The organism is Pseudomonas sp. B14(2017), assembly GCF_002113255.1.
Lineage (GTDB): Bacteria > Pseudomonadota > Gammaproteobacteria > Pseudomonadales > Pseudomonadaceae > Aquipseudomonas > Aquipseudomonas putida_Z.
Genome location: NZ_NEJY01000007.1, coordinates 190,428 through 216,388, shown reverse-complemented (window position 1 = coordinate 216,388; position 25,961 = coordinate 190,428). Strand labels below are relative to the sequence as shown.

22 protein-coding genes are annotated in these 25,961 nt (G+C 64.7%); 11 read left to right on the top strand and 11 right to left on the bottom strand.

The window, feature by feature from the left end:
* Window positions 1-237 precede the first annotated feature (237 nt).
* Complete coding sequence (locus CAG34_RS09435) at window positions 238-537, top strand: PilZ domain-containing protein (protein ID WP_025338339.1); 300 nt, start codon at window positions 238-240, stop codon at window positions 535-537.
* A 165-nt stretch (window positions 538-702) separates the two neighbouring features.
* Here CAG34_RS09435 and CAG34_RS09430 read toward each other — a convergent pair whose 3' ends face one another.
* On the bottom strand, window positions 703-1,410 hold the full coding sequence (locus CAG34_RS09430) for a VacJ family lipoprotein (RefSeq protein ID WP_085589461.1): 708 nt from the start codon (window positions 1,408-1,410) through the stop codon (window positions 703-705).
* A 200-nt stretch (window positions 1,411-1,610) separates the two neighbouring features.
* On the opposite strand from CAG34_RS09430, the gene CAG34_RS09425 reads away from it, so the two are divergent.
* Entirely contained in the window at window positions 1,611-2,174 is a 564-nt protein-coding gene (locus tag CAG34_RS09425) for a phosphonoacetaldehyde phosphonohydrolase-related protein (RefSeq protein ID WP_085589458.1), read from the top strand.
* Between the two features lie 122 nt (window positions 2,175-2,296).
* Window positions 2,297-2,560: a DUF4404 family protein gene (locus CAG34_RS09420; protein WP_015269548.1), complete on the top strand. Its 264-nt coding sequence runs from the start codon at window positions 2,297-2,299 to the stop codon at window positions 2,558-2,560.
* 145 nt (window positions 2,561-2,705) lie between these two features.
* Here CAG34_RS09420 and queF read toward each other — a convergent pair whose 3' ends face one another.
* A complete protein-coding gene (queF, locus tag CAG34_RS09415) occupies window positions 2,706-3,536 on the bottom strand; it encodes an NADPH-dependent 7-cyano-7-deazaguanine reductase QueF (protein WP_085589457.1) in 831 nt (276 codons plus the stop codon).
* 264 nt (window positions 3,537-3,800) lie between these two features.
* Here queF and cinR point away from each other — a divergent pair, with 264 nt between their 5' ends.
* Both cinR and CAG34_RS09405 read left to right on the top strand, forming a co-directional pair.
* Window positions 3,801-4,481, top strand: coding sequence for a two-component system response regulator CinR (gene cinR, locus CAG34_RS09410; RefSeq protein WP_015269546.1), 681 nt, complete (start codon window positions 3,801-3,803; stop codon window positions 4,479-4,481).
* Entirely contained in the window at window positions 4,478-5,830 is a 1,353-nt protein-coding gene (locus tag CAG34_RS09405; RefSeq protein WP_085589455.1) for a heavy metal sensor histidine kinase, read from the top strand. The genes cinR and CAG34_RS09405 overlap by 4 nt, the downstream gene beginning before the upstream one ends.
* Window positions 5,831-6,049: 219 nt before the next feature.
* On the opposite strand, the gene CAG34_RS09400 is transcribed toward CAG34_RS09405, so the two are convergent.
* The 3 genes from CAG34_RS09400 to CAG34_RS09390 form a co-directional block, all read right to left on the bottom strand.
* Window positions 6,050-7,291: a lipoprotein-releasing ABC transporter permease subunit gene (locus CAG34_RS09400; RefSeq protein ID WP_085589453.1), complete on the bottom strand. Its 1,242-nt coding sequence runs from the start codon at window positions 7,289-7,291 to the stop codon at window positions 6,050-6,052.
* 61 nt (window positions 7,292-7,352) lie between these two features.
* On the bottom strand, window positions 7,353-8,036 hold the full coding sequence (lolD, locus tag CAG34_RS09395; protein WP_169774647.1) for a lipoprotein-releasing ABC transporter ATP-binding protein LolD: 684 nt from the start codon (window positions 8,034-8,036) through the stop codon (window positions 7,353-7,355).
* A gap of 7 nt (window positions 8,037-8,043) precedes the next feature.
* Window positions 8,044-9,294, bottom strand: a complete 1,251-nt coding sequence (locus CAG34_RS09390) for a lipoprotein-releasing ABC transporter permease subunit (protein WP_015269543.1) — start codon at window positions 9,292-9,294, stop codon at window positions 8,044-8,046.
* 93 nt (window positions 9,295-9,387) lie between these two features.
* On the opposite strand from CAG34_RS09390, the gene CAG34_RS09385 reads away from it, so the two are divergent.
* Window positions 9,388-9,972: a PilZ domain-containing protein gene (locus CAG34_RS09385; RefSeq protein ID WP_025338333.1), complete on the top strand. Its 585-nt coding sequence runs from the start codon at window positions 9,388-9,390 to the stop codon at window positions 9,970-9,972.
* A 31-nt stretch (window positions 9,973-10,003) separates the two neighbouring features.
* Entirely contained in the window at window positions 10,004-10,726 is a 723-nt protein-coding gene (locus CAG34_RS09380) for a glycerophosphodiester phosphodiesterase family protein (RefSeq protein ID WP_085589451.1), read from the top strand.
* Window positions 10,727-10,768: 42 nt separating this feature from the next.
* Here CAG34_RS09380 and sthA read toward each other — a convergent pair whose 3' ends face one another.
* The 3 genes from sthA to CAG34_RS09365 form a co-directional block, all read right to left on the bottom strand.
* Window positions 10,769-12,163: a Si-specific NAD(P)(+) transhydrogenase gene (gene sthA, locus CAG34_RS09375; protein ID WP_015269541.1), complete on the bottom strand. Its 1,395-nt coding sequence runs from the start codon at window positions 12,161-12,163 to the stop codon at window positions 10,769-10,771.
* A 202-nt stretch (window positions 12,164-12,365) separates the two neighbouring features.
* The gene (locus tag CAG34_RS09370; protein WP_085589523.1) at window positions 12,366-13,364 is read right to left on the bottom strand and encodes an FAD:protein FMN transferase; all 999 of its coding nucleotides are present in this window, start codon (window positions 13,362-13,364) and stop codon (window positions 12,366-12,368) included.
* A 210-nt stretch (window positions 13,365-13,574) separates the two neighbouring features.
* A complete protein-coding gene (locus CAG34_RS09365) occupies window positions 13,575-15,038 on the bottom strand; it encodes a glyceraldehyde-3-phosphate dehydrogenase (protein WP_031324543.1) in 1,464 nt (487 codons plus the stop codon).
* 167 nt (window positions 15,039-15,205) lie between these two features.
* On the opposite strand from CAG34_RS09365, the gene mfd reads away from it, so the two are divergent.
* Genes mfd through CAG34_RS09350 form a run of 3 tightly spaced genes read left to right on the top strand, consistent with a single transcriptional unit; the run spans window position 15,206 to window position 22,565 of the window.
* Window positions 15,206-18,655: a transcription-repair coupling factor gene (gene mfd, locus CAG34_RS09360; protein ID WP_085589449.1), complete on the top strand. Its 3,450-nt coding sequence runs from the start codon at window positions 15,206-15,208 to the stop codon at window positions 18,653-18,655.
* Between the two features lie 9 nt (window positions 18,656-18,664).
* Entirely contained in the window at window positions 18,665-19,237 is a 573-nt protein-coding gene (locus tag CAG34_RS09355) for a CsiV family protein (RefSeq protein ID WP_085589446.1), read from the top strand.
* A 1-nt stretch (window position 19,238) separates the two neighbouring features.
* Window positions 19,239-22,565, top strand: coding sequence for a DEAD/DEAH box helicase (locus tag CAG34_RS09350; protein ID WP_085589444.1), 3,327 nt, complete (start codon window positions 19,239-19,241; stop codon window positions 22,563-22,565).
* Window positions 22,566-22,831: 266 nt separating this feature from the next.
* Here the strand turns inward: CAG34_RS09350 and nagZ are convergent, their stop codons facing one another.
* Genes nagZ through CAG34_RS09335 form a run of 3 tightly spaced genes read right to left on the bottom strand, consistent with a single transcriptional unit; the run spans window position 22,832 to window position 25,131 of the window.
* Window positions 22,832-23,830, bottom strand: a complete 999-nt coding sequence (nagZ, locus tag CAG34_RS09345) for a beta-N-acetylhexosaminidase (protein ID WP_176240913.1) — start codon at window positions 23,828-23,830, stop codon at window positions 22,832-22,834.
* 22 nt (window positions 23,831-23,852) lie between these two features.
* Window positions 23,853-24,377, bottom strand: coding sequence for a L,D-transpeptidase (locus tag CAG34_RS09340; protein ID WP_025338328.1), 525 nt, complete (start codon window positions 24,375-24,377; stop codon window positions 23,853-23,855).
* 40 nt (window positions 24,378-24,417) lie between these two features.
* The gene (locus CAG34_RS09335) at window positions 24,418-25,131 is read right to left on the bottom strand and encodes a TetR/AcrR family transcriptional regulator (RefSeq protein ID WP_025338327.1); all 714 of its coding nucleotides are present in this window, start codon (window positions 25,129-25,131) and stop codon (window positions 24,418-24,420) included.
* Window positions 25,132-25,346: 215 nt separating this feature from the next.
* Here CAG34_RS09335 and lexA point away from each other — a divergent pair, with 215 nt between their 5' ends.
* A complete protein-coding gene (lexA, locus tag CAG34_RS09330; protein ID WP_004376420.1) occupies window positions 25,347-25,955 on the top strand; it encodes a transcriptional repressor LexA in 609 nt (202 codons plus the stop codon).
* Window positions 25,956-25,961 lie beyond the last annotated feature (6 nt).

Here is a 25,961-nt window from a genome sequence, read left to right as displayed (position 1 = left end):
GGCAGACGGCCAGCTACGGGAATTCTTTGTGGTCACACTCTACTTTGAGTTGTAGGACAAGATCACCTGCCCGGCAACTGTCCGGCAACTGTGAGAGCTACCTTGTAAGGCGCAGACGGTACTCCCATCCGGCAGGCGTTTCAAGCATGCAAGGGTCGACCCCGCCGCACTTTACAGGGCAAATCACCGGGAGTTATAAGAAAGTCGACCAGCGCAACCCGATGGGAAGGATGCAGCATGCCCCACACGCCCTCCAGCCATGGCGAGAAACGCGATTTCATCCGCATGCGCATCGACACCGAGGTCAGCCTGCTGCACGAAGGCCAGGTGATCGCGGCAGTGTGCCTGGACCTGTCCAGCGGCGGCATGCAGGTGCAGGCACCGCAGCGCTTCCACGTGGGAGACCATATCGAGGTACGGATCGAGTCCGACCACCCGGCGCTGAAGGGGCTGCACGCCAGCACCGAAGTGGTGTGGATTGCCGACCAGCCGGGCGGGCAGCAGAAGTTCGGGTTGCGGATTCTGGCGATGCATTGATGGGCCTGCTGGGCCCCCCTGCAGGAGCGGCCTTGTGTCGCCATGGGCTGCGCAGCACCCCCGGATTCAGCTTCGCCGCATGAATTGCCGGGGCCGCTTTGCGGCCCTATCGCGACACAAGGCCGCTCCTACACGGGGACTGCGCAGGACCAAGCACGCGCAGGATCAGAAGTCGTCTTCGACCTCGCCATCCTTGACCTTGAACTCGCGGTTCTGCAGGTAGGCATTGCGAATGAAGATGTACTTGTCACCCTGGATCAGCTTCTCTGCCGACAGCAGGTCGGCGCGGGTGTCGATGATGTCCAGGGCGAAGATCGAATTGCGCGTCGGCACATGGTCGATGTAGCGGTAGGGCTTGGTGTAGGTATCCGGGTACTTGGCCACGCCGTCACGCACGGTGCTCGGGCCCAGCAGCGGGATGACCACGTACGGGCCGCTCGGCACGCCCCAGTAGCCTAGGGTCTGGCCGAAGTCCTCGTCGTTGCGCTGCAGGCCCATCTTGGTACCCACGTCGAAGAAGCCGCCCAGGCCGAAGGTGGTGTTGACGATCAGCCGCGCCGTGTCCACGCCCGCAGCATGGGGCTTGAACTGCAGCAGGTCGTTGGCCAGGTTGGTCACGTCACCCAGGTTGCGGAAGATGTTGTGGATGCCATCTTCGAGGAACTGCGGGGTGACCGCCTGGTAGCCCTTGGCCAATGGCTTGAGGGCATAGGTGTCGAGGGTATCGTTGAAACGGAAGATCGGGCGGTTGACCGCTTCCCAGGGATCTTCCTCGGTGGCGGCCTGGGTGGCTGCCACGGGCGCCAGCAGCAAGCTGGCGCAGACACAGGCCTGGGTGACTCGTTCGATCACACTGGCACCGATCCTACGCATAGGTGTTTCTCCATCGAATTTCTCGGCCGCAAGCGCAAACGGGTGCGCTGCTGTACGGCGGCAGTATAGAGGCTTGCGGGCTGATAAACAGCTTTACACATCTCTGCTCAATATTTTGTGAACAACTGTTGCGCGGTGCCCGCTGTCACAGGGCGGTAACAATCGCCGAATAGCCTGCGGACTATTTGAGGGAAGTTGCCATGGACGCTGCACCCGCCTTCACCGCTGTGCTGTTCGGCTTGCGCGGCTGCCTGGTGCAAGCCGCCAATGGCGCCCCCTCGCCCGCCCCCGGCGCCCTGGCCACCCTCGCCAGCCTGCGTCAGCGCCAGGTGCCGTGCATCTGGCTGGACGACCTCGACGCCACCCAGAGCAAGCGCCTGGCGCACGTACTGCCCGCCTGGCTGCCGGGGCATTCGGTGAACGGCGCGCGCTGGCCGGCGCCGAATGCCTGCTGGCAGGCCCTGATGACGCTGGACAGCCAACGCCTGGACGGCTGCGTGCTGGTCAGCGGCGACCCACGCCTGCTGCAATCTGGCCTGAACGCGGGGTTGTGGACCGTAGGGCTGGCAGCCTGCAGCCCGTTCTGCGACCGCAGCTCGCGGCAATGGCAAGCCATGACTGCGCAGGAACAGGACCTGGCCCGTGGCAAGGCGACGCTGGAACTGTTCAGCCTGGGCGTGCACTCGGTGATCGACCACCTGGAAGCGCTGGACACCTGCCTGCAGGACATCGCCCAGCGCCGGCGCAAGGGCGAAAAACCCTGATACAGCACCTTTGACGCGGATCATGCAAAGCAACGGCAGGTGGATTACGCTGAAGACAGGCCAGAACCTTTGCCGCTTCGCTGAGGTCCATGGCTTGCCAAGCCATTGATGGAGAACTGCCAATGCCTGCCCGCGAATTGCAAGAGCGCCTGAACAGCTTGCGCGAGCAACTGGACCGCAACGTGCCGCTTTCGGACGAGGAACTGGCCGCGCTGCACGAAGAAGCGCGCCAGATCGAGGCGCAACTGAAGCTTGAGGAAGCCACGCCAGACCATAACCTGGTGGACGGCGTGAACCTGGCGATCGAACGCTTCGAGGCCGACCACCCCGACCTCACCGCCACCCTGCGCAGCATTGCCAACTCGCTGCACAGCATGGGGATCTAGAAATACTGGGGCCGCTTTGCGGCCCTATCGCGACACAAGGCCGCTCCTACAGGTACAGCGCAAGATTTGAGGCTTGCGCTGTACCTGTAGGAGCGGCCTTGTGTCGCGATAGGGGCGCGAAGCGCCCCCGGTGTACTTGCGAACCTTACTGCCGAACCAGGCGCTTGTTGTCCGGGCTGATCGCCCCAGTGCTGCGGTAAGGGTTGATATCCAGCCCACCCCGGCGCACATAGCGCGCATACACCGTCAAATGCTCCGGCTGCAGCAGGTTCTTCAAGTCCAGGTAGATCCGCTCCACACACTGCTCGTGGAAGTCGGCATGCTGGCGGAAGCTGATCAGGTAGGTCAGCAGGCTGGCATGGTCCAGCGCCCTGCCCTTGTACTCGACCACCACGCTGCCCCAGTCCGGCTGGCCAGTGACCGGGCAGTTGGACTTCAGCAGGTGGCTGTGCAGGGTTTCTTCCACCTGCCGCTCCGGGTTGCAGTGCAGCAGATCTGGCTGTGGCTGTTCGTAGTTGCTGATGGCAACGTCCAGCGCATCGATGCACTGCCCCGGCAACGCCACCACGCCTTGGGCCTCGACCTCGCCCAGGGTGCGCACCTTCACGCCGACCGGCTTGCCGGCGGCCGCGGACAGGTCTTTCTCCAGGCACGCCTGCAGTTCGCCAAGCGAGGCGAACACCGTCTGGTTCAATGAGTTCAGGTACAGCTTGAACGACTTGGACTCGATGATGTTCGGCGAATCGGCGGGGATGGCGAACTCGCCGATCGCCACCACCGGCTTGCCCGACGGCAGCAGCCAGCTCAGCTCGAAGCAGTTCCAGTAGTCCACACCCTGCCACGGCAAGGTCTGGGCGGTAACGCCCAGTTCGGCCCACTTGGCGGTACGCGGAATCGGGAACAGCAGCTCCGGAGAATAGGTGGCAATGTATTCGCTGGACTTGCCCAGCGGGGAATGTTCGGCAGCGGGATGCATGGAAACTGACCTGAAGGTTCGAAATTGCTTCTAGTCTACCGGTTTTGCACCCCGCCTTGGAGCGCAAGTCAGCGGGATTACATCTTCGTCAGTTTGGGGCGAGCGGGTGAATCGTCACGTATCATCTCAGCATCACCCGGTCCCTGTAGGAGCGGGCTTGCCCGCGAACACCGGCGAAGCCGGTGCCATATAGCGCGTTGCATGCTTCGCGGGCACGCCCGCTCCCACAGGTTCCCACGCTGCCATCTGGAGTCCTGCCGCTTAATGAAACTGCTGATCGTCGAAGACCAGGCCCGTACCGGCCAGTACCTGAGCCAGGGCCTGAACGAGGCTGGCTTCGCCACCGAACTGGCCACCGACGGCGAGACCGGCCAGTTCCTCGCCCTGACCGGCGACCACGACCTGCTGATTCTCGACGTGATGCTGCCCGGCCGTGACGGCTGGCAGATCCTCCAGGCCGTGCGCCAGGCCGGCCTGGACACCCCGGTGCTGTTTCTCACAGCCCGCGATGCCGTGGAGGACCGGGTGCACGGCCTGGAGCTGGGCGCCGATGATTACCTGGTCAAGCCGTTCGCCTTCTCCGAACTGCTGGCGCGGGTGCGCAGCCTGCTGCGCCGGGGCACCAGCCCCAGCCAGGACACCACCCTGGGCCTGGCCGACCTGCGCCTGGACCTGATCCGCCGCCGCGCCGAGCGCGCCGGCCAGCGCATCGACCTGACCGCCAAGGAGTTCGCCCTGCTTGAACTGCTGCTGCGCCGCCAGGGCGAGGTGCTGCCCAAATCGCTGATCGCCTCGCAGGTGTGGGACATGAATTTCGACAGCGACACCAATGTGATCGAAGTGGCGATCCGCCGCCTGCGCCTGAAGATCGACGACCCACACCCCAACAAGCTGATCCATACCGTGCGCGGCATGGGCTATGTACTCGAAGAGCGCGCGGAGTGATGCGTCGGGTCTCCCTCGGCAGCCGCCTGGCCCTGCTGTTCGCCGCCTGCACCGCCGCTGTCTCGCTCGGTGCCGGCCTGATATTCAGCCGGGCCAGCGAGCAGCACTTCGTCGAACTGGACCAGCAACTGCTGGACTCGCGCCTGTCGCTGTTCCGCACCCAGCTGGCCGGCATCACCACGCCGGCCGAGCTGCAGGCGCGCCTGCCCGCCTTGCGCGATGAACTGGGCCACCAGGCCGACCTGGCCCTGCGCATCAACGGCAGCGACGGCGCCACCTGGTTCGAAAGCCGCACAGGCCTGCCGCGGACGCCACTGCCCGACGGGCTGGCAACCCTGCATGCGCAAGGCACCGACTACCGCAGCCTGGCCGTGCACCTGGCGCAAGGCGCCCCGCAGTCGCCACAACTGACCCTGTACCTCGACATCACCCATCACCAGCACTTCCTGCTGGGCATGCAACGGCTGATCTGGCTGACGGTGGGCCTGTCGGCGCTGGCCACGGCACTGCTCGGTGCCTGGGCTGCACGCCGCGGGCTGCGACCGTTGCGGCAGATGGGCCAGGTGGCTGCCAGCGTATCGGCGCGCTCGCTCACCACACGCCTGCCGGTCGCACAGATGCCCGAAGAGCTGGCCGAGCTGGCGACGGCCATGAACGCCATGCTGCAGCGCCTGGACGACGCCTTCCAGCGCCTGTCGGCATTCTCCGCCGACATCGCCCACGAGCTGCGCACGCCGCTGTCCAACCTCCTGACCCACACCCAGGTCACCCTCACCCGCCCGCGCAGCCTCGAAGAGTACCGCGAAGCCCTGCACGGCAACCTCGAGGAGCTGCAATGGATGGCGCAGATGATCAACGACATGCTGTTCCTGGCCAAGGCCGACCATGGCCTGCTGGTGCCGGGGCAAGCACCGCTGGTGCTGCATGAGGAGGTGGATGCGCTGCTGGAGTACTACGCGCCGCTGGCAGAGGACAGCGGCGTGCAGATGCTGCGCGAGGGTGAGGCGCTGCTGCAAGGCGACCGGCATATGCTGCGCCGGGCACTGTCCAACTTGCTGGACAATGCCTTACGCTTCACCCCGTCGGGTGGGCAGATAAAGGTGACATTGGGGCCAGGGCCGAGGATTGGCGTGGCCAATACCGGGGCGGCTATCGAGCCGGCAGTGTTACCACGGTTGTTCGACCGCTTCTACCGGGTGGACCCGGCGCGGCGGGAAGGCAGTAGCGAGCATGCCGGGTTGGGGTTGGCGATTACCCGGTCGATCGTGCAGGCCCATGGTGGGCGCATTCAGGCGGAGTGTGCGGACGGTTGGACACGATTCGTGATCGATTTCACTGAAGGCCGGTGACATCAGGGCTGCTTTTGCAGCCCATCGCCGGCAAGCCAGCTCCCACAGGTACAGCGCATGCCTTGGGCTTGATGCAATCCTGTGGGACCGACCGTCTTGTACTGCCTGCACTGGCCTCATCGCTGGCAAGCCAGGCTCCTACAGGGACTGCGCAGGGCTTGAGGCCGATGCGGTCGGGGTGGGAGCTGGCTTGCCGGCGATGAGGCCCTCAACAGTTACTCAAACTGCCAGGCCAATCGCCGGCTGCACCTGCGATGCCCGATAAGCCGGATAAATGGTCGCCAGGAAGCTCATCACCAACCCGGCAGTGCAGATGATCGCCACATCGCCCCACTGCAACTGCGACGGCAAGCTGCTGACGAAGTACACATCCGAAGTAAAGATGTGCTGCCCGCTCACCCGCTCCAGCCAACCGACGATCTGGCTGACGTTGAACGCCGCAATCACCCCAAGCACGCCACCGATCAGCGTCCCGACAATGCCGATCAGGCTGCCCTGGACCATGAACGTGCCCATGATCTGCGCCGGCGTGGCGCCCAGGGTGCGCAGGATGGCGATGTCCGGGCCCTTGTCGTTCACCACCATCACCAGGGTGGCGATGATGTTGAACGCTGCCACCGCGATGATCATCAGCAACAGCAGGCCGATCATGGTCTTTTCCATCTTCATGGCACTGAACAGGCTGCCCTGGGTATGCGACCAGTCATCGGCCCGGTAGGCATCGCCCAGCCCGGCAGCGATGGCCTTGGACACCTGCGGTGCGGCATACAGGTCGTGCAGTTTCAGGCGCACGCCCTGCACCTGGCCCGGCGCCCAGCGCTGCATGGCGCCGGCATCGTCCACGTGGATGTAAGCCTGCGAGCCGTCCAGCTCGGCGCCGACCTTGAAGATGCCGACCACGGTCAGGCGCTGCATGCGCGGGGTGATGCCGCCCGGTTCCTTGCTGATTTCCGGCACGATAAGGGTCAGTTTGTCGCCGGTATTCAGGCGGAAGCGCCGCGCAGTCAGCTCACCGATGACCACGCCGAACTCACCCGGCTGCAGGTCCTGCAGGCGGCCCTGGACGATATGCTGGCCGACGATCGAGACCTTGCCCTCTTCGGCCGGGTCGATACCGCCTACCTGGATCGGCTGCATCGCGCCCTTGTACGACAGCATGCCTTCCATTTCGGTAATCGGCGCCGCCGCCATCACCGCCGGGTCGCGCATGGCCGCGTCGGCCACCTTGTGCCAGTCGTCCAGCGGCTGCACGCCGAGGATGGCGGCATGCGGCACCAGGCCGAGGATGCGCGAACTCATTTCGCGCTGGAAGCCGTTCATCACCGACAGCACCACGATCATCGCCAGCACGCCCAGCGACAGGCCGATCATCGAGGTCATCGAGATGAACGAGATGAAGTGGTTGCGGCGCTTGGCTCGGGTGTAGCGCGCGCCGATGAAGATGGGCAAGGGTCTGAACATGTACGAAATCACCCAATGAAAACAGGAAAACGGGGCAGCACCGGCCACCCCGTACAGTCGATCAGATCGCCACCAGGTGGCCGTCGTCGAGCTTCAATACACGGTCCATCTGGCGCGCCAGGTTGAGGTCGTGGGTGACCACCAGGAACGCCGTGCGCGACGCGCTGGACAGTTCCTGCATCAACTCCTGGATGCCCTGGGCGGTGTGGTGGTCGAGGTTGCCGGTCGGCTCGTCGAGCATTACCAGGCCGGGGCGGTTGACCAGTGCCCGGGCGATCGCCACCCGCTGGCGCTCACCACCGGACAGCTCGGCCGGCTTGTGGTTGAAGCGGTGGGCCAGGCCCACGCGCTTGAGCAGCGCCTCGGCACGCTCACGGGCCTCGGGGATGGGCGTGCGGCCGATCAGCAATGGCATGCACACGTTCTCGATGGCAGTGAATTCCGGCAGCAGGTGGTGGAACTGGTAGACAAAGCCCAGCTCGCGGTTGCGCAGCAGGCCACGGGCACGCTCGCCCAGCGCAGACAACTCCTCGCCGGCCAGCCAGACGCTGCCCTGGGTCGGCCGGTCGAGGCCGCCCAGCAGGTTGAGCAAGGTACTCTTGCCCGAGCCGGAGCTACCCACGATGGCTACCCGCTCACCGGCGTGCAGCTCGAGGTTGAGCCCGGACAGCACCTGCACCGATTCCGGGCCCTCGTCGTAGGACTTGCCCAGGTTGCGGCAACTCAGAACGGCTTTATCACTCATGCGCGACTCACTCATAACGTAGCGCCTCTGCAGGCTGGGTGCGGGCCGCACGCCAGGCCGGGTACAGGGTGGCGAAGAAACTCAGGACCAGTGCCGCACCACAGACCATGTACACGTCCTGGGCCTGGATCTGCGACGGCAGGTAATCGATGAAATACACGTCGGCGTTGAGGAACTTGTGCCCGATCAGTTTCTCGATGCCGGCGATCACCGCGCTCACGTTCAGCGCGGCGACGATCCCGACCACGGCGCCGATCAGGGTACCGATCACCCCGATCACCGTGCCCTGGACCATGAAGATGAGCATGATCTGCCCGGGCGTGGCGCCCAGGGTACGCAGGATGGCGATGTCGCCACGCTTGTCGTTGACCACCATCACCAGGGTGGAAATGATGTTGAACGCCGCCACCGCCACGATCAGCAGCAACAGCAGGCCGATCATGGCCTTTTCCATGCGGATCGCCTGGTACAGGTTGCCGTGGGTACGGGTCCAGTCACGGCTGTAGAACTCCTGGTCACCCAGGCGCTGGGCGATGTCCCAGGCCACCCGTGGCGCCTGGAACAGGTCATCGAACTTCAGGCGCAGGCCCTGGACCTGGTCGGGCTTCCAGCGGTGCAGGCGGGACAGGTCGCTGATGTTGGTCAGGCCCAGGTAGCCGTCGATCTCGCCCGCGCCCACGTGGAAGGTGCCGACCACGGTGAAGCGCTTCATGCGCGGGAACATGCCGGCCGGGGTCACGCTGACCTCAGGGGCGACGAAGGTGAGCTTGTCGCCGATGCCTACGCCCAGCTTGGCCGCGGCCTTGTCGCCGATCATGATGCCCCACTCGCCCGGCGCCAGCTGGTCGAGGCGGCCTTGCAGGACGAACTTGTCGATGATCGACACTTCGCGCTCGCGGGCCGGGTCGATGCCGTTGAGCAGCACCTTCTGCACCTTGCCTTCATGGGTCAGCAGGCCCTGCATCTGGGTGAAGGGCGCAACCGCCACCACCTGCGGATTCTGCTTTACTTGTTGGGCAAGGGCCGGCCAGTCGGCAATGGGCTGGCCGCTCTCCAGCGTGGCATGCGGGATCATGCCCAACACGCGGGTGCGCATCTCGTGGTCGAAACCGTTCATCACCGAGAGCACCACGATCATCACCACCACGCCCAGGGCGAGGCCGATCATCGAGGTCAGGGAAATGAACGAGACGAAGTGATTGCGACGTTTGGCACGGGTATAACGCGTGCCGATGAATGCGAAAAGAGGTCTGAACATGTCGGGGCTTGTTCGGATGAAAGGGAACGTCCTTGTGGCGAGGCGCCTACGGCGGCTTTACACTCGGACCACCGCCGCTACCTTGGGTTCGCCATGACGACATTAGACGAAGAAGATCGCCGCGAATACTACCGCATCGAAGATCGGATCGCACTTCAAATAAGCCCCCTCAGCGCGGCCGAAGCCCTTGACCCAGATGTGTTGCAAGATGATTCGCCACTATTCAACCTGCTCAGCGAACTGCACCTGTCCGACTTCGAGTCGCAGCACCTGCTGCGCCAGCTGAGCGAAAAGGACCGCACCCTCGCCGCCTTCCTGCGCGCGCAGAACAAACGCCTCGACCTGCTTAGCGCGGTGGTTGCCCAGACCCTGATCGGCGAAGTTGGCCAGCCCCAGCCGGTGGTCATTTCCGAGGGCGGCATCGAATTCGCGCAAGCCACAGCGGTGGCCCCCGGCACCCGAGTGAAGGTGAAGATGGTGCTGATGCCGCGCGCCCATGGCCTGCTGCTGCGCGGCAAGATCACCCATTGCGACCCGCGCCCGGAGGGCGGCTTCGAGGTCGGCACCGAATTCACCGACATGACCGACGCCCAACGGCAACTGCTGGCTCGCTACATCCTGCAGCGCCAGCAACAACAACGGCGCCAGCAGCTGGAACAGAACGACCCCGCCTCCTGAGCCCATTTTTCTCTGATTTGAAGGAACGAACGTGACCCTGATCTACGGCCACCGCGGCGCCAAGGGCGAAGCGCCCGAGAACACCCTGAAGAGCTTCCAGCAATGCCTCGCCCATGGCGTGACCCGCTGCGAGCTGGACCTGCACCTGTCGGCCGACAACGAGCTGATGGTGATCCATGACCCCACCCTCAAGCGCACCACCGGCAAACGCGGCAAGGTGGTCGAGCACCCGGCCGCCGAGCTGGTCAAGATCGATGCCCGCAAAGGCGGCCCGGGCCACGTCCAGCCCTGCCCGATCCCGAAACTGGAAGAACTGTTCGAGAAATGCCCGTTCGAGCACTGGCAGCTGGAGGTGAAAAGCGCCTCGCGCACCCGTGCCGCCACCACCGTGCTGGCAATCCGCGAACTGGCCCAGCAGTACGGCCTGCTGGACAAGGTGACCATCACCTCCAGCTCACGCGAAGTGCTGGGTGCCGCCCTGGAGCTGGTGCCGGACGTCAAGCGCGGGCTGGTGGCCGAATACGCCTGGCTCGACCCGCTGAAGGTGGCACAGAACTATGGCTGCGAGCTGCTGGCATTGAACTGGACACTGTGCACCCCCGAGCGCCTGATCAAAGCCCAGGGCCAGGGTTTGCACGTGTCGGTGTGGACGGTCAACGAACCGGCACTGATGCGCCGGCTCGCTGATTTTGGCGTGGACAGCCTGATTACAGACTTTCCCGGTTTGGCCAAGACCACCCTCGGGCAGGGTTGAAATCGGTCTCTCCGACCGGCTCAGGCCACCGGTCGGAGCCGCTCAAAAAAGCCGGTTCAGGCCGTCGTAGGCAGCTACCCGATAGGCTTCGGCCATGGTCGGGTAGTTGAACGTGGTGTTGACGAAGTACTTCAGGTTGTTCTGCTCACCCGGCTGGTTCATGATCGCCTGGCCGATGTGGACGATCTCCGAAGCCTGGTAGCCGAAGCAGTGCACGCCAAGGATTTCCAGGGTTTCGCGGTGGAACAGGATCTTCAGCATGCCCTGCGGCTCACCGGCGATCTGCGCGCGCGCCATGCCCTTGAAGAAGGCCTTGCCCACCTCGTACGGCACCTTGGCCTGGGTCAGTTCCTGTTCGTTGCGGCCGATCGAGCTGATCTCCGGAATGGTGTAGATGCCGGTCGGCACGTCGTTGACGAAGCGCCAGCTGCCATTATCCACGATGCTGCCAGCGGCAGAGCGGCCCTGGTCATGAGCGGCACTTGCCAGGCTTGGCCAGCCAATCACGTCGCCGGCACCGTAGATGTTCGGCACGCTGGTGCGGTAGGCCTCGTCGACCTCGATCTGGCCGCGGCTGTTGACCTTGATACCGATGTTTTCCAGGCCCAGCTTGTCGGTGTTGCCGGTACGGCCGTTGCACCACAGCAAGGCGTCGGCCTTGATCTTCTTGCCCGACTTCAGGTGCAGGATCACCCCGTTGTCCAGGCCTTCGACGCGCTCATACTCTTCGTTGTGGCGCACGGTGATGTTGTTGTTGCTGAAGTGGTAGCTCAGCGCCTGGGAAATTTCCGAGTCGAGGAAGCTCAGCAACTGGCCACGGTTGTCCACCAGCTCTACCAATACACCCAGGCCGCTGAAGATCGAGGCGTATTCGCAACCGATCACACCGGCACCGTACACGATCAGCTTGCGTGGGGTGTGGCTGAGGCTGAGGATGGTGTCGCTGTCGTAGACGCGCGGGTGGTGGAAGTCGATGTCGGCCGGGCGGTACGGGCGCGAGCCGGTGGCGATGATGATGTGCTTGGCGTTGAGCTTTTCCACCACGCCGTTCGGGCAGACCACTTCGACGGTCTGCTCGTCGGCGAAGCTGCCGGTGCCGAAGAACACGTCCACGCGGTTACGCGCGTAGTAGCCGGTGCGCGACGCTACCTGCTTGGCGATGACCTTCTCGGCGCTTTTCAGCACGTCCGGGAACGAGAACCAGCGCGGCTCACCGATGGCACGGAACATCGGGTTGGTGTTGAACTGCATGATCTGCCGCACCGAGTGACGCAGTGCCTTGGACGGGATGGTGCCCAGGTGGGTGCAGTTGCCCCCGACCTGGCGACGGCTATCGACCATCGCCACCTTGCGCCCTGCTTTGGCGGCGTTCATTGCCGCACCTTCTCCGGCCGGGCCGGAACCCAGCACCACTACGTCGTAGTTGTAGACAGCCATGCGTACTCCTTCAGAACTGGCCCGCAAGCCACGGTCGCTCGCGGGGCGCGATCATGCCGCCGGGGCGTCATGAGAAAATTCGGGTGCAGTCTAATCAAGCGTGAACGCCGCGCACATTAACCCTTGGTCGCGTCGTAGGCCAATTTTGCCCGCACTACATGTGTGAACCATTCCCTGGCGGCGATCATCCCTGCTTGTGCTTTCATTCGCCTTTCACTGCCCGTTCGAATGCGGGCGTAGCTCGGGAGACGAAGCCACCCTCGGCCCGAGTCACCAATACCGCGGCCAGGTCATGCGCCACGGCAAAATCCCAGCCACGTTCCGGGCCCAGGATCAACAGCAGCGTCGAATAGCCGTCGGCCCGCAGCGCCGAGGCATCGAGCACGGTGACCGCGGCCAGGTCGTGCTGCACCGGGCGCCCGAGGCGGGCATCGAAGGTGTGCGAATAGCGCCGGCCATTCTCCTCGAAATAGTGCCGATAGTCACCCGAGGTTGATACTGAAAGGCCATTGACCGGGATGATCTGGCGGGCTATCTGGCGATCTTCGCGGGGCAGCTCCAGGGCGATGCGCCAGGGGCTGCCATCGGGCTTGCGGCCGGCGGCCTTGAGCTCGCCGGTGGCTTCGGCGACAAAGCTGGCCACGCCCATGGCCTGCAGGCGCGCGGCGATCAGGTCGACGGCATGGCCGGCGGCGATGCTGTTGAAGTCGAGTTGCACCGGGGCGTCCTTGCACAGGGCCTGGCCGTCGATGTGCAAGTGCCGGTAGCCCACACGCTGGCGCACCTGGGCCAGGGCCAGCGGGTCGGGCACCTGCTCGTGACGGGCCTGGGGGCCGAAGCCCCACAGGTCGAGCAAGGGTTCGACGGTAAGGTCGAAGGCGCCGCTGCTCTGCTCGGCCAGGTGCTGACCAAGGCTGACCAGTTCGAGCATGTCGGGCGGCAGGACCTGGCACTGGTTGGCGGGCAACCGGTTGAAACGGCTGACGGTGGAGTCGCCGCGGTAGGTCGAGTAGTGCTGGTCGATGTCGTGCAGGATGGTTTCGACTGCCGCCTGCACCTGGACCGGGGCCGGGCCGCCGGGTTCGCGCACGTACTGGATGCTGTAGCTGCTGCCCATGGTCGGGCCGCCCAGGCGCTCCAGGGTGGAGCCCTGGTTGCAGGCGGTGAGCAGCATCAGCAAGAAACAAAGAAATGCGCGCAATATCGAGATCTCGAATGCCTGTACTGGCCCTTTCGCGGGCACGCCCGCTCCCACAGGAACCCCACTGCCCTCCAGCCCTGTGATATCCCTGTGGGAGCGGGCGTGCCCGCGAAAGGGCCAGTACAGGCACAGTAAATGCCCGATCAGTTAATCAGGCGAAAAAAAACGGGAACCCGAAGGTTCCCGTTTTTTCATTGCCTTACAAGCGTATCAGTGCGGAAACGCTGGCGGGTTCACACCGGCCATCTCTTCCATCACACGAACCACCTGGCAGCTGTAACCGAATTCGTTGTCGTACCAGACGTACAGAACAACGCGGTTGTCATTGCAGATGGTCGCTTCGGCGTCAACCACACCGGCGTGGCGCGAACCGACGAAGTCGGTCGAAACCACTTCCTGCGAGCTGACGTAATCGATCTGCTTGTGCAGTTCCGAGTGCATGGCGGTCTGGCGCAGGTACTCGTTGATCTCGTCGCGGCTGGTGGCCTTCTCGAGGTTCAGGTTGAGGATGGCCATCGAAACGTTCGGCGTCGGTACGCGAATGGCGTTGCCGGTCAGCTTGCCCTTCAGCACTGGCAGTGCCTTGGCGGCAGCAGTGGCGGCGCCGGTTTCGGTGATGACCATGTTCAGCGGCGCGGCACGGCCACGGCGGCTGCCCTTGTGGAAGTTGTCGATCAGGTTCTGGTCGTTGGTGAACGAGTGAACGGTTTCGACGTGGCCGTTGACGATGCCGTACTGGTCGTTGATGGCCTTGAGCACCGGCACGATGGCGTTGGTGGTGCAGGAAGCGGCCGAGATGATCTTGTCATCGGCAGCGATGTCACCGTGGTTGATGCCGTGCACGATGTTCTTCAGCGCGCCCTTGCCAGGTGCGGTGAGGATCACGCGGGCAGCGCCCGGGCAGGCCAGGTGCTGGCCCAGGCCGTCGGCATCACGCCATACGCCGGTGTTGTCGACGATCAGCGCGTTTTCGATGCCGTACTGGGTGTAGTCGACTTCGCTCGGGCTCTTGGCGTAGATAACCTGGATCAGGTTGCCGTTGGCGGTGATGGTGTTGTTGGCTTCGTCGATGGTGATGGTGCCATCGAACGGGCCGTGCACCGAGTCACGGCGCAGCAGGCTGGCACGCTTGACCAGGTCGTTCTCGGCGCCCTTGCGCACGACGATGGCGCGCAGGCGCAGGCCGTCGCCGCCACCGGTCTTCTCGATCAGGATGCGCGCCAGCAGGCGGCCGATGCGGCCGAAGCCGTACAGGACAACGTCGGTGCCCTTGCGCGCCGAAGCGTTCTGCTGGCCAACCACCTCGGCCAGTTCTTCACGGACGAACTGCTCGGCAGTGCGGCCATTGCCTTCCTGCTTGAACTTGTTGGCCAGCTTGCCCAGGTCGACCGAAGCGGCGCCCAGTTTCAGCTCGCTCATGGCCTTGAGCAGGGGGAATGTCTCGTGGACGGACAGTTCGGTTTCGTCGGCTTGACGATGACGCGCAAAGCGGTGCGCCTTGAGGATCGAGATAACCGAACGGTTGATCAGGCTACGGCCATAAATCGAGCTCACCACGTTGTTGTTGCGGTAGAGCTGACCGATAAGCGGGATCATCGCTTCAGCCAGGGCTTCACGATCGATCCACTCACCAAGACACTGGTCGGGCTTCTGAGTCACGGGAACCTTCCACATGTAGGGACAGAAAAAAGGGGCTACATTATGACGCCCCAACGCGTTACGGGCAATGAGCGCCTGTCGCGGCCACGCAAGCCAGCGTTCACGCCCTTTCGAACCTGACAGCCGGCACCGTCACCGGTACAATTGATCTCTTTGCCGCAACGCTTGGAGTGCAATCTCCCGTGTCAGTTCTGCGCCTACCGCAAATGTCGGCCACGGCCGGCAAACAAACCTGGGGCAATCTACCCGGTGCCACCCTCAGCCTGGCCATCGCCGAGGCCGCCAGCAGCGCGGGCCGCTTCACTTTGCTGCTGACTGCCGACAGCCAGGCTGCCGATCGTCTGGAACAGGAACTTCGCTTCTTTGCCCCGGACCTGCCGGTGCTGCCGTTCCCCGATTGGGAAACCCTGCCCTACGACCTGTTCTCGCCGCACCAGGACATCATTTCCCAGCGCATCGCCAGCCTCTACCGCCTGCCGGAGCTGAGCCACGGCATCCTCGTGGTGCCGATCACCACCGCCCTGCACCGCCTGGCGCCGACCCGTTTCCTGCTGGGCAGCAGCCTGGTGCTGGACGTGGGCCAGACCATCGACGTGGAGCAGATGCGCCTGCGCCTGGAGGCCAGTGGCTATCGCTGCGTCGACACCGTCTACGAGCATGGCGAGTTCGCCGTGCGCGGCGCGTTGATCGACCTGTTCCCGATGGGCAGCAAGCTGCCCTACCGCATCGACCTGTTCGATGACGAGATCGAGACGCTGCGCACCTTCGACCCCGAGACCCAGCGCTCGATCGACAAGGTGGATTCGGTGCGCCTGCTGCCGGCGCGCGAGTTCCCGATGCAGAAAGAGGAAGTGACCCGCTTCAAGGCGCGCTTCCGCGAACGCTTCGATGTCGATTTCCGCCGCAGCGCGATCTTCCAGGACCTGGCCAGCGGCATCATCCCCGCCGGCATCGAGTACTACCTGCCGCTGTTCTTCGAAGAAACCTCGACCCTGTTCGACTACCTGCCGGCCGACACCCAGGTGTTCTCGCTGCCCGGCGTGGAACAGGCCGCCGAACATTTCTGGAACGACGTGCGCGGGCGTTATGAAGACCGCCGTGGCGACCTGAGCCGGCCGCTGCTGCCACCGGCCGAACTGTTCCTGCCGGTGGAAGACTGCTTCGCCCGGCTCAAGCAATGGCCACGGGTAGTGGTCAGCACCGAAGACCTCGACCCGGGCGTGGGCCGCGAGCGCTTCCCGGCGCGCGCCCTGCCCAACCTGGCAATCGAGGCCAAGGCCAACCAGCCCCTGGCCGAACTGGCCAATTTCCTCGACCAGTTCCCTGGCCGGGTGTTGTTCACCGCCGAATCGGCAGGGCGGCGCGAAGTGCTGTTGGAGCTGCTCGAGCGGCTGAAACTGCGCCCGCATACCGTCGACGGCTGGGCCGACTTCATCACCGGCAGCGAACGCCTGGCAATCACCATCGCCCCGCTGGACGAAGGCCTGCTGCTGGACGACCCAGCCATCGCCCTGGTCGCCGAAAGCCCGCTGTTCGGCCAACGGGTCATGCAGCGCCGGCGCCGCGACAAGCGTGGCGAAACCGCCAACGACGCGGTGATCAAGAACCTGACCGAGCTGCGCGAAGGCGCGCCGGTGGTGCACATCGACCATGGCGTGGGCCGCTACCTGGGCCTGGCCACCCTGGAAATCGACGGCCAGGCCGCCGAATTCCTCACCCTGGAATACGCCGAGGGCGCCAAGCTGTACGTGCCGGTGGCCAACCTGCACCTGATCGCCCGCTACACCGGCAGCGACGATGCCCTGGCACCGCTGCACCGGCTCGGCTCGGAGGCCTGGCAGAAGGCCAAGCGCAAGGCCGCCGAACAGGTGCGCGACGTGGCCGCCGAACTGCTCGACATCTATGCCCGCCGCGCCGCGCGCAAGGGCTATGCATTTGCCGACCCGTCCGCCGACTACGCCACCTTCAGCGCCGGCTTCCCGTTCGAGGAAACCCCGGACCAGCAGGCTGCCATCGAAGCGGTGCGCGCCGACATGCTGGCGCCCAAGCCGATGGACCGCCTGGTATGCGGCGACGTCGGCTTCGGCAAGACCGAAGTGGCCATGCGCGCGGCATTCATTGCCGTGCACAGCGGCCGCCAGGTGGCCGTGCTGGTGCCCACCACCCTGCTCGCCCAGCAGCACTACAACAGCTTCCGCGACCGCTTTGCCGACTGGCCGGTGACCGTGGAGGTGATGAGCCGCTTCAAGTCGGCCAAGGAAGTGGCCAACGCCGCCGCCGATCTGGCCGAAGGCAAGATCGACATCCTCATCGGCACCCACAAGCTGCTGCAGGACGATGTACGCTTCAAGGACCTGGGCCTGGCCATCATCGACGAAGAGCACCGCTTTGGCGTGCGCCAGAAGGAACAGCTCAAGGCCCTGCGCAGCGAGGTGGACATCCTCACCCTCACCGCCACGCCGATCCCGCGTACGCTGAACATGGCGGTGGCGGGCATGCGCGACCTGTCGATCATCGCCACGCCACCGGCGCGCCGCCTGTCGGTACGCACCTTCGTCATGGAGCAGAACAAGAGCACGGTCAAGGAGGCGCTGCTGCGCGAGCTGCTGCGCGGTGGCCAGGTGTACTACCTGCACAACGATGTGAAAACCATCGAGAAATGCGCCGCCGACCTTGCCGAACTGGTGCCAGAGGCGCGCATCGGCATCGGCCACGGGCAGATGCGCGAGCGCGAGCTGGAACAGGTGATGAGCGACTTCTACCACAAGCGCTTCAACGTGCTGGTGGCCTCGACCATCATCGAAACCGGTATCGACGTGCCCAGCGCCAACACCATCGTCATCGAGCGTGCCGACAAATTCGGCCTGGCCCAGCTGCACCAGCTGCGCGGCCGTGTTGGCCGCAGCCACCACCAGGCCTACGCCTACCTGCTGACGCCAACCCGGCAGAAGGTCAGCGCCGACGCCGAAAAACGCCTGGAGGCGATCGCCAACACCCAGGACCTCGGCGCCGGCTTCGTGCTGGCCACCAACGACCTGGAGATTCGCGGCGCTGGCGAGCTGCTGGGCGAAGGCCAGAGCGGGCAGATCCAGGCGGTGGGCTTTACCCTGTACATGGAAATGCTCGAGCGCGCGGTCAAGGCGATCCGCAAGGGCACCCAGCCCAACCTTGAGCAGCCGCTGGGCGGCGGCCCGGAAATCAACCTGCGCCTGCCGGCACTGATCCCCGAGGACTACCTGCCCGACGTGCATGCGCGGCTGATCCTGTACAAGCGCATTGCCTCGGCTGCCGACGAAGAAGGCCTCAAGGACCTGCAGGTGGAAATGATCGACCGCTTCGGCCTGCTGCCCGAGCCGACCAAGAACCTGATGCGCCTGACCTCGCTCAAGCTGCACGCGGAAAAGCTCGGCATCAAGAAAGTCGACGCCGGCCCCAACGGCGGCAAGATCGAGTTCGAGGCCGAGACCCCGGTCGACCCGCTGACCCTGATCAAGCTGATCCAGGGCCAGCCCAAACGCTACAAGTTCGAAGGCGCCACCCAGTTCCGCTTCCTGGTACCCATGGAACGCCCCGACGAACGCTTCAATAACCTGGAGGCGCTGTTCGAGCGCCTGACCCCACAGCCTGCCTAAGGAAGACCCATGCGTGCCATCCGTTGCCTGACCCTGCTGCTGGCGCTGTTCGCCCCAGCCGCCTTCGCCGAAGGCCTGTATCAGGTAGAAATGATCCTGGTGCGGCAGAACAGCGTGCCCGCCTTCACCAGCCCGTTCGCCCCCGAAGACTGGAGCGCCGGCGCTCCACGCCTGGAAAAGGACGCCGAGCGCCGCCTGGCGCTGGAAGATGAAGCCACCCGCCTGGAAGCTACCGCCGACTACACCGTGCTGCTGCACAAGGCCTGGCAGCAGCAAGTGGGCAGCGAACCCAGCCGCATCGCCCTGGGCGAAGGCACCGAGCAGTTCGGCCACTTCCCCATCGAAGGCAACCTGAGCATCGCCGAGGGCCGTTTCATTGCGGTCGAGGCCAACTTCTGGGTCAACCAGCTGGACGGCAACGGCAGCGTGCTGCAAAGCGAGCAGTTCAAGCAGAGCAACAGCAACGTCAAGGGCAGCCAGCTGACCTTCCTCGACGGTGGGCACCTGGCGGTGCTGCTGAAGGTGACACCACCAGGTACGCCTAAAATGCCGGTGATGGACCCGGAGATGATGGAGCAGTGATGTGAGCGACGGTGATGCGCAGCAACTGCTGAGAGCCTATCCGGACTGGGTCGACTTCTTCGAGGCCGGTGCACTGGCACGAGGCCGCAATTATGCGGCGCAAGAGCGGACGCGCATCCTGTCGAAGCATGGCCCGAAGGTCGAGGCAACCTGCAAGGGCTCGGCAGGCCAGACTTACCAGCAGAACATCCAGCTGGTGGTCAACCACGGTGACTTGCGCGTGTTCGGACGCTGCACCTGCCCGGTCGCGCTCAACTGCAAGCACTGCGTCGCGGCGCTGCTGCAACTGCAGGACGGTAACGATGGCCTTGACGCCGCGGCCCCGCCGGAGCAAGCCGCGCTGTCGCTGCCACCGGACCTCAACTTGTGGGTCCAGGCACTCGAGTCACCGTCGCAACCCGCAGCCCCCCACGAGCCCGCGCGCAAAGGCCCGGCAATCTATTACCGTATCCACATGGATCATGAGCACTGTCGGCTCGAACCGATCAAAGGCACCCGGCAAACAGACGGCAGCCTGAAGATCGGTCGCATCACCTCGATGCCCGAGATGATCTACTACACACCCCGTTACGTCACCGAGGACGATGCGCGGCTGTTGCGCCTGATCGATGCCCGCAGCAAGACGATGACACCCATGGTGCAACTGGAAGGCAAACAGGGCGCGGAGCTTTACGGCTACGCCCTGGCCACTGGTCGCCTTCTGTTCGAAGACGATGCTGCGCCACTGTCCCCCGGGCCGGAGCTGCATGCCGAGTTCCGCTGGGTCAGGCTGGACAATGGCAGCTACCGAGGCGCCTGGTACCACGATGGTCACCAGCAGCTACAGGTGCTGCCCATCGAGCCCATGCACTATGTCGACAGGCATTCGCACCAGACCGGCAAGCTGCGCCATGACCTCGACCCTTTCATTGCCAGCCAGCTCGCGCGCGCGCCTATTGTTCCCGAGCACCTGGTCGTCCCCTTGAGTCATCGATTGAACGCCTTGAACCGCCAGGTTCCCACCCCCACAGCCGTGAGCACCAAGCAAATCGACGACCTCGCACCAAGAGGCAGACTGACCCTGGGCAGTCTCGAATTCAGCGCCTACATGCCCAAGACCGGTCGCATGCAACGGCAGATGCAACACCGTGCAGCGCTGGCATTCGACTACGACGGCCTGCGCGCCACCGGCAGCGACGACAAGCCGCTGACCCGCCTGGTCGACGACACCAGCCAGCGCATCCGTCGCCAGCCCCAGGCCGAGCAGGCGCTGCGCAAGGCCCTGCGCGACCTCGGCTTCAAGGCGGCCACCCGACAGAGCAAGGCGCTACCCGACAGCGCCGGCGAAATGTACCAATTGCCCGACGACGAAGCCTGGCTGCGCTTTGCCCGCGAAGGCCTGCCGCGCCTGCGCGAGGCCGGCTGGGAAATCGACATCCATCGCGACTTCGCCTTCAACCTGCAGGAGGTGGACGACTGGTACGCCACCATCGACGAAGCGCCCGGCCATGAATGGTTCGACCTGGAGCTGGGCATCGTGGTCGATGGCCAGCGCCACAGCCTGCTGCCGATCGTGCTGCAACTGCTGCGCAGCAACCCGGAACTGCTGCGCCCCAGCGAACTGGCCCGGCGCAGTGACGACGAGCACCTGCTGATCGACCTCAACCGTGGCCGCCTCGATGCCCCGGCCCTGCGCGTTGCCTTGCCCTATGGCCGCATCAAGGCAGTGATGGGCACCCTGGGCGAACTGTACCTGCACGAAGACGCCGCAGGCCCGTCCCTGCGCCTGGACCGTGCCGATGCCTCACGCCTGAACGACATCGACGGCCTGCCCCTGCATTGGGAGGGTGGCGAGCATGTGCGCGACCTGGGCCGTCGCCTGCGCGATGCCCGTGACTTGCAGGTAGAACCGCCGACCGGGCTGCAGGCCAGCCTGCGCCCTTACCAGCAACAAGGCCTGAACTGGCTGCAGGCGCTGCGCGAGATGGGTACCGGCGGCATCCTCGGCGACGACATGGGGCTGGGCAAGACCCTGCAGGCCCTGGCACACCTGCTACTGGAAAAACAGTCCGGGCGCCTGAGCGCACCGGCGCTGGCGGTGATGCCGACCAGCCTGGTGCCCAACTGGCTGGACGAAGCCCAGCGCTTCGCACCCGGGCTGCGCGTGCTGGCCCTGCAAGGCCCGGGGCGCAGCAAGCATTTCGCCAAACTGCACGAATACGACCTGGTCCTGACCACCTATGCCCTGGTGCCGCGCGACCTCGAGCACCTGCGCGCCCAGGCCTGGCATGTGCTGGTGCTGGACGAGGCGCAGAACATCAAGAGCAGCACCAGCAAGGCCGCCCTCGCGGTTTGCGAGCTGCGGGCCAATCAGCGCGTCTGCCTGACCGGCACGCCAATGGAAAACAACCTGGGCGAGCTGTGGTCGATTTTCCACTTCCTCATGCCTGGCTGGCTGGGTGACCTGAAGCGCTTCAACCAGGACTACCGCACACCGATCGAGCGCCACGGCGACAGCGAGCGCATGGCCCACCTGGCCAGCCGCATCCGCCCGTTCCTGCTGCGCCGCACCAAGGAGCAGGTGGCCACCGAGCTGCCGGCCAAGACCGAGATGGTGCACTGGGTCGAGCTTAGCGATGCCCAGCGCGACACCTACGAAGCCGTGCGGGTGGCCATGGACAAGAAAGTCCGCGATGAGATCGCCCGCAATGGCGCCGCGCGCAGCCAGATCATCATCCTCGACGCCCTGCTCAAGCTACGCCAGGTATGCTGCGACCTGCGCCTGGTCAAAGGGGTGGAAAGCAAAGGCAACCAGGCCGACAAGGGCAAACTGGGCGCGCTGCTGGAAATGCTCGAAGAGCTGCTGAGCGAAGGGCGCCGGGTGCTGCTGTTCTCACAGTTCACCTCGATGCTGGCGTTGATCGAGCAGGAGCTGGAGAAGCGCAAGATCCGCTACAGCCTGCTGACCGGCGACACCCGCGACCGACGCACGCCGGTGCAGCAGTTCCAGCAGGGTGATAGCGAAGTGTTCCTGATCAGCCTCAAGGCGGGTGGCGTGGGCTTGAACCTGACGGCCGCGGACACGGTGATCCACTTCGACCCCTGGTGGAACCCGGCCAGCGAAAACCAGGCCACCGACCGCGCCTACCGCATCGGCCAGGACAAGCCGGTGTTCGTGTTCAAGCTGATCACCCGGGGGACAGTGGAAGAAAAGATCCAGCTGTTGCAGCAGGAGAAGGCGGCGCTGGCGGCGAGCCTGCTGGATGGCGGGCAGGGCGGGCAATGGCGGCTGGGGGATGAAGAGATCGAAGCGCTGTTTGCGCCGCTGCCCGGGAAGCGCGGGCGGTAGCCCAGAATCCCCCACTGCCTGTACCGGCCTCTTCGCGGGCACGCCCGCTCCCACAGGGATATCAGTGCCCTCAAGGGCGGTGCTGTACCTGTGGGAGCGGGTTCACCCGCGAAGAGGCCGGCACAGCTACAACACCAATTTCGAAACCGGCGCCGCACCTGTGGGAGCGGGTTCACCCGCGAAGAGGCCGGCACAGGTACAACACTAATTTCGAAACCAGCACAGCACCTGTGGGAGCGGGCATGCCCGCGAAGGGGCCGACGCGGTCAATCGACCAGCTGCGCCTCCCGCAACGCCCCCAACGCCTCCAGCCACCGCGGCTGCTGGCGATAATCCGTCCGCGCAAACCCTTGCCCACGCATCCGCGCAATCCGTGGCGAGGGCTTGACCTTCATCCGCTGCGCCGCACTCAACGCCAGCTCCGCCGCCGCCCGGTCATTGCACACCAGGCCCATGTCGCAGCCAGCACTCAACGCCGCCTCGATCCGACTGGCCGCGTCCCCGACCACATGCGCACCCGCCATCGACAGGTCATCACTGAAGATCACCCCGTCAAAGCCCAGCTCGCCACGCAGGATGTCCTGCAACCAGCGCCGCGAGAAGCCAGCCGGCTGGTTGTCGACCTGCGGATAGATGACATGCGCCGGCATCACTGCCGCCAATTGCCCGCTCAGGCGGGTGAACGGCACCAGGTCGGCCTGGCGCAGCTGTTCGAGGCTGCGCTCATCGGTGGGAATGGCCACATGCGAGTCCGCTTCGGCCCAGCCATGCCCCGGGAAGTGCTTGCCACAGGCCGCCATGCCCGCCGCATTCATGCCACGGATGAACGCCCCGGCCAGTTGCGTGGCACGCAGCGGGTCACCCTCGAAGGCGCGGCTGCCCACCACGGCGCTGCGCTGGTGGTCCAGGTCGAGTACCGGGGCAAAGCTGAGGTCCAGGCCAACCGCCAGCACCTCGGTCGCCATCAACCAACCGCACTGCTCGGCCAGGTACTCGGCGTTGTCATTGTCCGCTATCGCCCGCATGGCCGGCAGGCGCACAAAGCCCTGGCGCAGGCGCTGCACCCTGCCGCCCTCCTGGTCCACCGCCAGGATCAGGTCGGGGCGGATGGCGCGGATCGACGCGCACAGTTCACGCACCTGGCGCGGGCTGTCGATGTTGCGGGCAAAGATGATCAGGCCGGCCACTTCAGGCTGGCGCAGCAGGTGACGGTCTTCGGCGGTCAGCCATTTACCGGCGATATCCACCATCAGGGAGCCTTGCAGGCTGACAGTCATGGGTAATCCTTCATTGAAGACTGAGAGAAGCCCACTGGGGGCAGGCGGCCTGCTCGATGCGTACCGGGCAATGGGCCGGCACCTGCTCGAACAGGCTTAGCAAATCGGTGTTGCGCAGGCGTATGCAACCATGGGACAGCGCTACGCCCATGGGTTCCGTATCCGGGGTGCCGTGCAAGTAGATATAACGGCGGAAGGTGTCGACCGCACCCAGGCGGTTGACACCCGGCTCGCAGCCACTGAGCCAGAGAATGCGGGTAAGGATCCAGTCCCGGCCGGGGCATTGCGCATGCAAGGCCGGCGACCACACCTCGCCGGTCCAGCGCCGCCCGGCCAATACCGCATTCAGCGGCAAGCCCGCACCAATCTTCGCTCGCACCTGGTGCAGGCCACACGGCGTGCAACCCGAGCCGTTGCGCTCGCCGGCGCCGTTGCGCGCCGTGGAAACCGGCACGCGCAGGCGCAGCTGGCCATCGGCAAAGCCATAAAGGCACTGGTCAGCGAGGGAAATGTGCAGGAAGTCGAGGTCGGGCATGGGCGCTAGCTTAGCCGAAGCGCCCTGCCCCGCCCAGCCTTCAGGCCTTGGCGGTGGAGGCGCCTGCGCTGGTCTTGGTGCGCGGGCGCAGCTGCGCGGTGGCCATGGCGTCGTCGGTAACACCGCTATCGGCACGCATGCCCGCAGCCAGGAACGGCACCATCAGGCGCATTACCTGCTCGATCGAGGTGTTGATGCCGAAATCGGTCTCGGCAATCGCCCGCAGGGCCTTGATGCCAGACATACTGAAGGCGGCGGCGCCAAGCATGAAGTGCACGCGCCAGAACAGCTCCAGCGGCGGGATGCGCGGTGCGGCCTCGTTGACCAGCAGCATGTAGCGGCGGAACACCTTGCCGTACATGTCTTCCAGGTAACGCCGCAGGTGGCCCTGGCTCTGGCTGAAGGCCAGGCCCAGCAGGCGCATGAAGATCGACAGGTCGTTGTTGCTGCGCGGCTGCACGGCCAAAGCCTGCTCGACCAGCATTTCCAGCAGCTCTTCGAGGCTCGGCTTGTGCTCCGGCTTGGCCTGGCGCCGCTCCAGCTCACGTTCGAGGCTGGCGCAGAACGGCCCGAGGAAGCGCGAGAACACTGCCTGGATCAGGGCCTTCTTGGAGCCGAAGTGATAGTTGACCGCCGCCAGGTTGACCCCGGCCTTGCTGGTAATCAGCCGCAACGAGGTTTCTGCGAACCCCCTTTCCGCGAACAGCTGCTCGGCAGCATCGAGAATGCGTTCAACGGTTTCCGATTGGGCCATGACTACTCCGACTACTCCGCCAGACAAACAGGTGTTTGAAACATACGTTTCAGCCCTGCTTCTGTCAAGGCTCGGTGACCGGCCGGTCGCCATTTAAAAGCGCCAGACGGGCGGCTGCAAGCGCCATTGCTGCTGTTTATTGCAGGTTTTGGCTTGCAGCGCATCCAGTACTGTATATAATCCCAGTCACTGTACAAAAAGACAGAGCGCTCACCATGTTGAAACTGACGCCACGCCAAGCCGAAATTCTCGCGTTCATCAAGCGTTGCCTGGAAGACAACGGCTTCCCGCCGACGCGCGCCGAGATCGCTCAGGAGCTGGGCTTCAAGTCGCCCAACGCCGCCGAGGAGCACCTCAAGGCCCTTGCCCGCAAAGGCGCGATCGAGATGACCCCGGGCGCCTCCCGTGGTATTCGCATCCCTGGTCTGGAAGCCAAGGCCGAAGAAAGCGGCCTGCCAATCATCGGCCGGGTTGCCGCCGGTGCGCCGATCCTTGCCGAACAGCACATCGAGCAATCCTGCAACATCAACCCCGACTTCTTCCACCCCCAGGCCGACTATTTGCTGCGCGTACACGGCATGAGCATGAAGGATGTCGGCATCTTCGATGGCGACCTGCTGGCGGTACACACCTGCCGCGAAGCCCGCAACGGCCAGATCGTCGTGGCCCGCATCGGCGACGAAGTCACCGTCAAGCGCTTCAAGCGCGAGGGCAGCAAGGTCTGGCTGCTTGCCGAAAACCCCGAATTCGCCCCCATCGAAGTCGACCTGAAAGAACAGGAGCTGGTGATCGAGGGCTTGAGCGTCGGCGTCATTCGCCGCTGATCCAGG